The sequence below is a fragment of the Spiroplasma eriocheiris genome (assembly GCF_001029265.1).
GTDB lineage: Bacteria > Bacillota_I > Bacilli_A > Mycoplasmatales > Mycoplasmataceae > Spiroplasma > Spiroplasma eriocheiris.
The window spans coordinates 1-11,953 of the sequence record NZ_CP011856.1 but is presented as its reverse complement, the minus strand read 5'-3'; the positions used below and the strand labels follow the sequence as shown (position 1 = coordinate 11,953).

8 protein-coding genes and 1 other RNA gene are annotated in these 11,953 nt (G+C 27.9%); all 9 read right to left on the bottom strand.

The annotated features are described in order from the left end of the window. Positions 1-3: 3 nt before the first annotated feature. Positions 4-588 (bottom strand): recombination mediator RecR, encoded by a 585-nt coding sequence (gene recR, locus SERIO_RS00040; protein ID WP_047790902.1) that lies wholly within the window; start codon positions 586-588, stop codon positions 4-6. A gap of 23 nt (positions 589-611) precedes the next feature. Further along, the gene (dnaX, locus tag SERIO_RS00035) at positions 612-2,759 is read right to left on the bottom strand and encodes a DNA polymerase III subunit gamma/tau (RefSeq protein WP_047790901.1); all 2,148 of its coding nucleotides are present in this window, start codon (positions 2,757-2,759) and stop codon (positions 612-614) included. Positions 2,760-2,815: 56 nt separating this feature from the next. Next, the gene (locus tag SERIO_RS00030; RefSeq protein WP_047791964.1) at positions 2,816-3,259 is read right to left on the bottom strand and encodes a deaminase; all 444 of its coding nucleotides are present in this window, start codon (positions 3,257-3,259) and stop codon (positions 2,816-2,818) included. 24 nt (positions 3,260-3,283) lie between these two features. After that, positions 3,284-3,376, bottom strand: an RNA gene (gene ffs, locus SERIO_RS06355) — signal recognition particle sRNA small type. Positions 3,377-3,444: 68 nt separating this feature from the next. Continuing rightward, entirely contained in the window at positions 3,445-4,713 is a 1,269-nt protein-coding gene (gene serS / locus SERIO_RS00025; protein WP_047790900.1) for a serine--tRNA ligase, read from the bottom strand. Positions 4,714-4,715: 2 nt separating this feature from the next. Then, the gene (gene gyrA / locus SERIO_RS00020) at positions 4,716-7,193 is read right to left on the bottom strand and encodes a DNA gyrase subunit A (RefSeq protein ID WP_047790899.1); all 2,478 of its coding nucleotides are present in this window, start codon (positions 7,191-7,193) and stop codon (positions 4,716-4,718) included. An 18-nt stretch (positions 7,194-7,211) separates the two neighbouring features. Then, positions 7,212-9,134, bottom strand: a complete 1,923-nt coding sequence (gene gyrB / locus SERIO_RS00015) for a DNA topoisomerase (ATP-hydrolyzing) subunit B (RefSeq protein ID WP_047790898.1) — start codon at positions 9,132-9,134, stop codon at positions 7,212-7,214. 179 nt (positions 9,135-9,313) lie between these two features. Further along, positions 9,314-10,435 carry a DNA polymerase III subunit beta gene (dnaN, locus tag SERIO_RS00010; RefSeq protein ID WP_047790897.1) on the bottom strand — a complete coding sequence of 374 codons (1,122 nt, stop codon included), beginning with the start codon at positions 10,433-10,435 and terminating at the stop codon, positions 9,314-9,316. A 165-nt stretch (positions 10,436-10,600) separates the two neighbouring features. After that, positions 10,601-11,953, bottom strand: coding sequence for a chromosomal replication initiator protein DnaA (gene dnaA / locus SERIO_RS00005; RefSeq protein ID WP_047790896.1), 1,353 nt, complete (start codon positions 11,951-11,953; stop codon positions 10,601-10,603).

Sequence of the window (11,953 nt, the reverse complement as noted above, 5' to 3'; positions counted from 1 at the left end):
CCCTTATATATCTTTTCGGCCTTCTAATGCCTGCTTTAAAGTTGCTTCATCAATATAATCAAGCGTTCCGCCAATCGGGATTCCTCTTGCAAGCCTTGAGACTTTGATATGGTATTTTTCTATAATATTTTTTAAATACTGGGCAGTTACCTCACCTTCAAAAGTTGAACTTACTGCAATAATAACTTCATTTATTATTTTATCATTTAATCTGCTTTCTAATTCTTTAACTGTAATTTTGTCTGGTGTAATACCATTTTTGACATTTATTTCTTGGTTTAAAACATGATATAAGCCATTAAAGATTCTAGCTTTTTCAAAAGTAAAAACATCAAAAACATTCGTAACAATACACAATTTTGTATTATCTCTTAAATCATTATAACAAAATAAACATTGATTATCTTTCATTAATGAAAAACAAATTGGACACTGGCTAAATTGCTCCTTTATTTGGGATAATAATTCACTGAGATTAGTATTAACATTTGGATTGGTTACTAATTTATTAAAAATTCTTTCGGCTACTTTTTTGCCAACCCCTAAAATAGTTTTTAACTCTTCAATTATTTCATCATAATTATTCATTGTTATCCCCCTATTAAAATAATTTATTCAATAATTTTAATGTTGTCAAAAATTTCTTTACCATTTTCAATTGCTTCTTTATGCTCTTCATAATTATCAATTTGTTTTACTAATAAATCTTGGTAAAATTCTTCAACATCTATAATTGAACTCATTGGTAATTTTTTAGCTTGGCGCAATTTTGCATAATCATTTTTAACATCACTTCATTCTGTTTCACTTAGTACAATAATAACAAAATCAAAATCTAGCTTCTGGAAAATTTTATTTCTGAATTCTCAATCACACATTTCATGACTTATTCAATTAGCTTCTGGTTTTGTATTTGTTACAATAATTACTCCTTGATCAGAAGCAGCAACAAACTTAACATTATAAAAACTAATGATTTTTTCCAGTGGAATATCTTTACTTTTTTTTTTAATTAAAGTTTCAAATAAAATTTCGTAACGTTCACGTTGTTCTTTTTCAGCACTTACTAAAATATTTAAAATTTGTTGCATTGAATAATTAATATTTGAAAATTTATAAATATCAATATTTATTTTAACATTCTCTTTAAATTTATTTAAATTATCAATATTTTCTGGTTGTTTAGATTCCTCAGTATTCTCTTCTTCGTGTTCTTTTTTTAATGCTTCGATTTGAGTTACTTGTTGTTCTTCTTTAACTATAATATGTTCATTAATAGGTTCATTAGACTCATTATTTTTTTGTTCTGATAGTTCGGAAGTTTCAAAAGCTCCTTCTATTTTAATTTCAATATTATTATTTTCCACATTATTATTTCCTATTTCAAAATCTTTTTCATCATCAAAAGAAAAGATATTTGGTTGTACAAAATCATGGTGTATCTTAGGTTCTTCTTTAATTTTTATATCTTCTTTGTCGCTAATATTATTAGAATGTTGGTCTTTTTCTATTGAATTTTCTATGTTTCCTAAAGGTTTTGCATTAATTTTATTATCAAAATTTATTCCATTTATATTTATATTTTCAGATTTATTTTTAATATAACTATGTTGATTATCCGCAAGTTTGTTATCACTAATTAATGTTAAATCTAAATCAGCAAAATCTTTTTTATTATTTTCAAAGATAGCTAATGCTTTTAAAAGAATTAATTCAAAATACATGTCTTGTGCTTTATTCATTTTCATTTTTACTAACATCTCTGTGAAAAGATCAATCAATTCTAATAATTCTTTTGTAACTAGTTTATTTTCAAAAATTTGTGCTTCTTCTTCTGATAATATACTTAAAAAAACTGCATTTTTAGTTTGTTGATATTCAAAAATTTCTTTTAAAATATCTAACATATTAATTGTTAATAGTTCAAAATCAGCTCCAGATAGATAAATTTCTTTGGCTTGAAGCAAAACATTATTAGTTTGATATTCGAATATTTCTTTTAGTAAACTTAATTTTTTCTGTTTTGAAATTGTTGCAAAGATTGTATTTACATTTTCAAGAGTTATTGCCCCATCAGAAAACATAATAACTTGTTCAAGAATACTTAATGAATCACGAGCACTACCATCTGACAATAAAACAATTTGTTGAATTGCCGGAATTTCAAATTTTACATTTTCATTTTCCAAGATTTTTTTAATATTACTTTCAAGTTCAACTTTTGATATTTTTTTAAAATTATATTTTTGACAACGTGAAATAATTGTCGCAGGAACTTTGTGACTTTCAGTAGTGGCTAAAATAAAAATAACATGATGTGGCGGTTCTTCTAATGTTTTTAACAAGGCATTAAAAGCTGAATTCGTTAACATATGAACTTCATCAATGATATAAACTTTATACTTCATTTTAGTAGGTAAAAGTTGAACATTATTTTTAATTTCACGAATTTCATCGACCCCATTATTTGAGGCAGCATCAATTTCAAAAATATCAACAGATGAACCGCGATTAATTTCTACACAATGTTCACATGTATTACAAGGGTTACCTTCCACTAAATTTAAACAATTAATTGCTTTAGCAAAAATTTTAGCAATTGAAGTTTTTCCGGTTCCCCGGGGACCTGAAAATAAATAAGCATGCGAAAATGTATTATTTTTTATAGCATTTTTTAATGCTGTTTTAATTTCTTTTTGGCCTATTATTTTATCAAAGTTATTTGGTCGGTATTTCCGATACAATGAGATGTAATTCATTTTATTCCTCCTAAAAGTTACTCTAAGATAATTTTACTATTTAATTATAAAATTATCTATCTTAGTTTTTTAAAAAAATCTTTCATAATTTTTTTTACTTGATTATTCTTTTCAGGATCTTTAACTTTGTGAATGGACATTTTAGATAAGTCAAAGGTATGGTTAGATTTAATGAAACCTGATTTTTCGTTTTCCAAAAAATAGCAAATATGTCTAATTCCAGCATTAAAAAATGCTCCTAAACACATCATACATGGTTCAACAGTTATTCAAATTGAGCAATTATTTAACTTATTAGTTTTTAACTTTTTACAAGCTGCGTTCAACGCTAAAATTTCAGCATGCGAAGTAATAATTTTTTTATTTGTTTTATTACTACCTAGCCCAATAATTTGGCGGTTTTCATCAACTACTGCCGCAGCGATTGGAACCTGATTTTTTCTTGCTGCTTTCTGCGAAAATTTTAATAACTTCTCAAATATCTCATTTTCATGTTTCATTAATATCACCATAACCTTTATACCATAAAAAATGCCATTACACATAGTCCTTAGTCTTATGGCTGCTTCCTTCCGGACCTGACCAGTTTCGAATGTAACTATTGTAATGACATTACTATTATATATTATATTGTTTTACTTGCAAGGTTAATTTTTAAAAAATAAAATGTTTCACGTGAAACATTTTAACTAATTTTATCTATCCCTAAATAAGGTTGCAAAGCTTTAGGCACTGTTACACTACCATCAGCATTTTGGTAATTTTCTAAAATTGCGGCAATAACACGATCAATTGCTAATCCTGAACCATTTAATGTATGAACTAATTTAACAACCCCAGCATTATCTTTGTATCTTAATTTCATTCTTCTTGCTTGGAAATCTTTACAATTTGAACATGATGATACTTCCCGATATTTATCTTGCCCAGGCATTCATAATTCTAAATCATAGGTTTTTGATGAAGAAAATCCCATATCCCCGGTTGATAAGATGATTACTCGATAAGGGATTTCTAATAATTGTAAAATATGTTCAGCATCATTGACCATTTTTTCTAATTCATTGAAAGATTCTTCCTGGGTTGTAATTTTTACCATCTCAACTTTATTAAATTGATGGAGACGAATAATTCCTTTTGTATCTTTGCCAGCTGATCCGGCTTCTTGTCTAAAACATGGTGTATACGCACAATGACGAATTGGTAATTGCGATTCTTGTAAGATTTCTTCACGGTACATATTAGTAACTGGCACTTCGGCAGTTGGGATTAAAAATAAATTATCTTTTTCAACATAATAAGCATCTGCTGCAAATTTTGGTAAATTACCTGTCCCATGCATTATTTGAGGTTGGACCAAAATGGGAGGAATTACTTCAACATAACCGCGTTTCAAATGCTCATCTAGCATTAAATTTATAATTGCTCTTTCTAACCGTGCTCCTAAACCTTTATAAATAATAAATCTTGACCCTGACAATTTAGTTCCTCTTTCAAAATCAATAATATCTAAATTAGTGGCAATTTCTCAATGTTCTTTAATATTATTTATTTTTCTAATACTTCCTCATTTTCTAATCTCCACATTATCATTTTCATCTTTTCCAACAAGTACTGATTCATCAGGAATATTAGGCGTAACATCTAGAATTGCTTTAATTTTTTCTTCAACAATGGCTAATTTTTCATCTAGGGATTCAATAGTTTTTTTTGCTTCTAAAATTAATTTTTTAAGTTCATCAGCTTCTGATATTTTTTTTACTGCCATTAATTCGCCAACTTTTTTTGAATTACTATTTCTAGTTTCTTTTAATTTTTCAGATTCCGTAATTAATTTTTTGCGCTGATCAGATAAATCAACTAATTGCTTTAAGTATGAAAAATCATCTTGACGATCATTTAATCTTTTAATAACTTGTTCAATATTTTCAATCACATATTTTTGGTCCAACATTTTTAATTATCTCCTTGCTTATTTCCTTCATCATTTTCTTGATCATTTTTTCTAATTAACTCACTAGCTTCTAAAACATCATCATTTTCTAATTTAATAATTTTAATTCCAGTTGTAGTTCGCCCAGAAACTGGAATTTGGTCTAGTGCAATTCTAATTACGTTACCATGTTTTGTTGCTAATAAAATATCTTCATCTCCAACAACTGATTTAACAAATTTTAAATCTCCTTTTTTTTCAGTTAAAGCCATTGATTTAACCCCTTTAGTACCGCGTCCGGTGATCCGATATTCTTCCAATAATGTTTTTTTCGCAAAACCATTAGTAGTAATTGATAAAATATACTTTGCATCACGACCAGAGCAAATTCCTATAACTTCACTATTAGGACCATTTGATATTCCTTTTACCCCAACTGATTGGCGATTCATAGCGCGAATTTCGTTTTCATTAAAGCGAATTACTTTTCCTTCACTATTTGCAATAATAATATCATCATTTCCTTTTGTTAAGATAACATCAACTACTTCATCATTTGCTTTTAATTCAATTGCAACCTTTCCAGTATTTCGAATTTGGTTAAATTCTAATAGTTTAGTTTTTTTAATAATTCCTCTTTTAGTTACAAAGAATAAATTATCAGTACTTTCATCTAATTCATTAACAGCTAAAATAGACTTAATATTTTCTTTCTTATCAATTGAAATTAAATTGATAATTGGAATTCCTCGTGCTTGTCGAGAATAAGATTCAATTTGGTATGCTCGTAATTTATAAACTCTTCCCGCATCCGTAAAAATTAATAAAGAATCAATACTATTAGCACTTATAATTTTGCTTAAGACATCTTCTGAATTAGATAATCCGGTTACTCCTTTACCGCCGCGATTCTGTGGTTTGAAAGTATCATTTGAGACTCTTTTTACATAACCATCTTTTGTTAACATGATTAAAATTTCTTCTCGTTTAATTAATTCTTCAGGATCAATTTCAGTTAACTCTTCCTTAATAATCATACTACGGCGTTCATCACCATATTTTGTTTTAATAACTTCTAATTCTGTAATCATTAACTCTAATTGTTTTTCGCGACTATTAATAAAATTATTAAGTTCAATAATTCTTTTTTCTATTTCAATTATTTCATCATTAATTTTTTGAACTTCTAATCCTAATAATCTTTGCAAACGCATTTCCAAAATAGCTTTCGCTTGTTCAACAACTAATTCAAAACGTTGCATTAACGCTGCAATTGCTATTTGTGAACTATCGGATTTTTTAATTATTTCCACAACTTCATCAATATTATCTAACGCGATTTTTAAACCTTTTAAAATTAATAATCGACTAGTAATTTTATTTAATTCATAAATACTTCGTTTAATTATAATCTCAACTTGGTGTTCAATAAAATAATTTAGGATCTGTTTTAAACCCATAATTTTTGGTTGGTTCTTATGTAAAGCTAAAATATTTAATGAGAAATTAGTTTGCAACGGAGTCATCTTATATAACTTATTTAAAATTAAAGTTTCTTGTGCATCACGTTTTAGTTCAATAACAATGCGCACTCCGTCCCGGTTTGATTCATCTCTTAAATCAGCAATTCCATTAATTATTTTTTCCCGAATTAATTCAGCAATTTTTTCTACTAATCGTGCTTTGTTAACTTGGTAAGGAATTTCTGATATTATTATACTTTTTCAATTATTTTTTTCTTCAATATTTATTTTAGCACGAATAGTAATTGAACCATTCCCAGTCTCATAAGCTTTTAATAAACTATTCCCTGCTGTTATTAATGCTCCTGTTGGAAAATCAGGTCCCTTTATAATTTGCATTAATTGAGCGGTGGTAATATCTTTATTTCTTGTAATAGCAATCACACCATTAATAATTTCATTTAAGTTATGAGGTGGAATATTAGTAGCCATCCCAACCGCAATTCCACTTGCACCATTTATTAAAAGGTTAGGAAAATATCCTGTTAAATAGGAAGGTTCCCTTTCACTACCATCATAGTTATCATTGAAATCAACAGTTTCTTTTTCAATATCTTTAATTAATTCTCCGGCAATTTTACTCATCCGTGCTTCTGTATAACGCATCGCCGCTGGTTCATCACCATCTAATGATCCAAAATTACCATGTCCATCAATTAAAGGATAACGGTAAGAAAAATCCTGGGCCATTCTAACCATTGCTTCATAAACAGAAGTATCACCATGAGGGTGGTATTTACCAATAACTTCCCCCACAATCCGCGCTGATTTTTTATGTTGTTTATCATGGGTCATATTTAAATCCCACATGGCATAAAGAATGCGACGATGAACTGGTTTTAACCCATCACGAACATCAGGAATTGCACGTGAAACAATGACAGACATTGCATAATCTAAAAAACTAGTTTTCATTTCATCAGCAATATCAATTACTTTAATCTCACCATCATAATTTTTATTATCTTCTGCACTCATTTATTAATCTCCTCTTAATTAAATATCTAAATTCTTCACATATTTAGCATTTTCCTTAATAAACTTTTTACGTGGTTCCACATTGTCACCCATTAGTTCATTACATATTACATTTGCTTCAATTGCATTATTAACAGAAACTTTTAATAATAAGCGATTGTCTGGGTTCATTGTGGTATCCCATAATTGATCAGAATTCATTTCTCCTAATCCTTTATACCGTTGGATGGTAAAATTATTAATATTATCTTCTTTCCATTCTGCTTTGATTTCTTCTAATTCACTGTCTGAATAAGCATATTTAACTTTATTACCATGTTGAATTTTATATAATGGGGGTTGAGCAATATAAACACAGTCTTCTTCGATTAAACCTTTCATATAACGGTAAAAGAAAGTTAATAATAAAATTCTAATATGGGATCCATCAACATCAGCATCGGTCATAATAACAATTTTACGATAACGTAATTTTTTTGAATTAAAATTATCTTTAATCCCCGCTCCTAAAGCAGTGATAATTGAAATAATTTCATTATTTTCAAACACTTTAATTTGTTTAGCTTTTTCAACATTTAAAACTTTTCCCCGTAATGGTAAGATTGCTTGAAATTTGCGATCTCGTCCTGCTTTGGCACTTCCACCCGCAGAGTTCCCTTCGACAATATATAATTCGGCAATATTAGCATCTTTTGTTTCACAATCTGATAATTTCCCTGGTAACGAAAAACTATCCATAGCCGTTTTTCGCCGAGTATTTTCTTTTGCGCGTTGTGCTGCAATGCGTGCTTTTAATGATAAATTAATTTTTTCAATAATTTTTTTGGCATCATCTGGGTTTTCTAATAAATAACTACTTAATCCCTTTCCTACAATATTTGAAACAATTTTACGAACTTCCGTATTTGATAACTTTGTCTTTGTCTGTCCTTCAAATTGGGGATCCGGAATTCTAACAGAAATAATACATGCCAAACCTTCTCTTAAATCATCCCAATTAAACTTGTCATCATTATTTTTATTATTATTTTTATTTAAATTCTTAACATAATTATTAATTTCTCTTTGGATTGCTAACTTGATCCCTTCTTCATGGGTTCCCCCTTCATAGGTATTAATATTATTACAAAATGAAAAAATATTATCAGAGTAACTATCATTATATTGCAAACCAAATTCAACTTGAATATTATTTTCACTACCTTCAACATAAAAAATGTCATTAACCGGTAATCCAATTGTTTTATTTAATTCTCCCACATAATCTTTAATACCATTAGCAAATTGATAGGCTACCTTATTAACTTCATCTTCTCGTAGATCAGTTAATGAAATTTTTAAACCTTTATTTAAAAAAGCTAATTGTTTAATTCTTGCTTCGATAATTGAAAAACTAAAAATTGTTGTTTCTTTAAAAATAGTTTCATCTGGTTGGAATGTAATTGTTGTCCCTCTTAATTCAGTTGTTCCAATTTCTTGTAGAGGTGTTAAAATCTTTCCCCCATGATGAAATTCAATTAAATAACTTTTATTATCTTTATAAACTTCTGCTTTTAAATATTTACTTAAAGCATTAACAACACTGGCTCCAACTCCATGTAGACCACCGGAAATCTTATAAGTATTTGAATCAAATTTTCCCCCAGCATGTAAAACAGTAAAAACAGTTTCTAGGGCTGAAACTTTGGTTTTTTCATGAATATCAATAGGAATCCCTCTCCCATTATCTTTAATTGTAATTGAATTATCTTTATTTATTACAATATCAATTTGATCACAATAGCCAGCCAAAACTTCATCAATTGAATTATCAACAATTTCTCATACTAAATGGTGCAACCCTCTAATATTAGTTGAACCAATATACATTCCTGGTCGTTTTCTAACTGCTTCTAATCCTTCTAAAACTTGGATTGAACCTGAATCATAGTTATTATTCATAATACAAAGTAACCTCATTTCCAATACAATGATATTTTACCATTTTTAAGGGAAATTAGGGGTGAATTATCTAATTAATTTCTGCAATATTATTTTTTTTATTATCAAAAATTAGTATCTAAATTATACGAAAAAATCGTAAAAAATAAAAAAATAACTTATAAACAATTTATAAGTTATTAATATGAGCGAATTGGTAATACTAATTGTTGTAGACTTGGTTCTTCATCGGCAACAATAATCAAAGGCTTTGTTTCATCAATCATTTTAATTGTTACTTCTTTTGTCTTAAATGATTTTAAAGCATCTAAGATGTATTTTGAATTAAAAGTAATGGTCTGATCAGTACCACTTAACCGGAAATCTTTAATTTCTTCTTCGGAATTACCAATTTCTTGGGTAAAGGAAGTGATAAATACCTTGTTGTCTTTGATTTTTAAGGTAACAATTGTTGTCATTGCCTCGTTTGATAATACACTAGCTCTTTCAATTATTTTAATTAAATCACGATTATTTAATGTTAATAAACTAACAAAATTCTCAGGAATTACTTTGGTTGTGTCAGGATATTTTCCCTCAATGATTTTTGATTGTATTATTGTATTATTTAAGATAATACATACAGATTTATCACTAATCTTCATCTTAATATCATCATCATTTTCAGTTAAAAGTTTACCAATTTCATTAATAAATTTTCCTGGAATAATAACGTCAAAATCATTTTCACTAGTATAATTAATTTTTTTGCATGCTAAACGAAACGAATCAGTCGCCGTGATTACTAATAAATTATTTGCTTTATCCGTGCGAATATTTAAACCATTGAACACAATTCGTTTTTCTCTTTCCCCAATGGCAAAAGAGGTTTGTGAAATAATTTCTTTTAAAAGGTTATTATTGAAGGTAATTTCTTTTCCTTCTGTATCAAATGATATATGAGGGTAATCTGAAGCATTTAGAGTATTTAAGATTGAATCAAAATTATTAGCTTTAATTTTAACTAAACTACCTTCAATTGCTTCTAAGGTAATAAATTCATCTTCAATTTTGCGGATAACTTCAATGATAAATTTATTTTTAATTAAAATGCCACCTATTGATTTAATTACTAAATCCTTGCCCACTGGGATTTCTGATTTAATGGAAGTGTCACCATCTGATGTTGTAAAAGTAATTTTATCTTTTTTTACTTCAATTAAGATTCCTAATAATGATGGAATTAAAGTCCTTTGTGATATGATTCTACTTACTTTTAGTAATTCTTCTAATATTTTTTCTCTTTTGATATTTACGATCATATATTGCACCTCATAATTTCATATTTATATCATAAGAATATTATACACTTTTGTTATAAATTATTCTTTAATTTATTATTATTATAGTGTTGATATTGTGGAAAAATGAGAATGTCTTTGAATTTTTGTCTTGTTAAATATTAAATTATTGGGTGGAAAACAATGTTATTTACCTTCAATCTTTTTACGAATAGAATTTACAAGTTGTTTAAATTCTTTATTTGTTGCAATTTGCTTTTCAACTTTTTTAACACTGTTCATAACTGTTGTATGATCTTTGCCACCAAATTCAACCCCAATTCTGGTATAAGGTTCATCAAGAATTGTTCGACAAAAATACATTGCTAATTGGCGCGCTTGCATAACATTACTAATTCGTGATTTACTCATCATTGCCTTAACTGTGATATTATAATGATCAGCAACAATTTGTTTGATTTTTTTTGGTGTTATTTTTTCATTATTTTGGAGTGGGGCATTTTTAAATGCTTTTTCAACATCTTTTAAAGTAATAATTTCCTCTGGTTTTTTGTTCATGACAGCTAAAAACAATAACCGTTTAATTGCTCCTTCTAATTTTCGCACATCACTATTAAAGTTTAAAGCAATAAATTCTAGTGACTCTTCGGAAAATAAAGCTAAGTTATTTTGCTGTTTTAATTTTTGTTCAAGGATTTTAATTGCTGTCTCAAAGTCGGGAGAATCCAACCCAATACTTAATCCATAAGAAAAACGAGAGATAATCCGTGCTTCAAAGCCACCAAGATCATCGGGATATTTATCAGAAGTAATAACAATTTGTTTATTTTTTTCAATAAAAGAGTTAAAAATATAGAAGAATAATTCGTTAGTTTTATTTCGTTTGGCTAGTAATTGAATGTCATCAATTAATAAACAATCAAATTTATCATAAGAAGTTTTAAAAGCTTCAATAACTTCATGACCTTGATTTAAAATATCCATTGCCATTTTTCCAAATTCATCGGCTTTTAAATATTTTACTTTTTGTGTTCCGGGGTAAATTTCATCAACTTTATTTTTAATTGCATGTAATAAATGGGTTTTTCCTAAACCAGAATCACCATAGATAAATAAAGGATTCCATTTTTTTCCAAGATCAAGTGCAACAGCCAACGCCGCTTGCAACGCTTCACGGTTAGAATCACCTTTCACAAAGTTTTCAAAAGTATAATAATCATAATAAGAATTATCATCAGAACCAATTAAAGTATCAATATTGTTATTAGTCGCTGGGATTTTATTAATATTTTTTTCTAGTTCAAAAGAAATGTTATATTCAATTCCGGTTAATTTTTTTAGAATTTGTTTGATTTTTTCATTCAGGCCAGCTTCAAAAACACCAATTGCAATTTCTGATTTTGTTGTAATTAAACAATTATTATCCGAAACAGTATAAATTTGGGTATCGCTAATATAGTAGTTATATATTTCAGGGGGAATTGATTCATCACGGGATAAAATCTCTTTGACATTGTTTCATAACTCTTTTGTATTCAT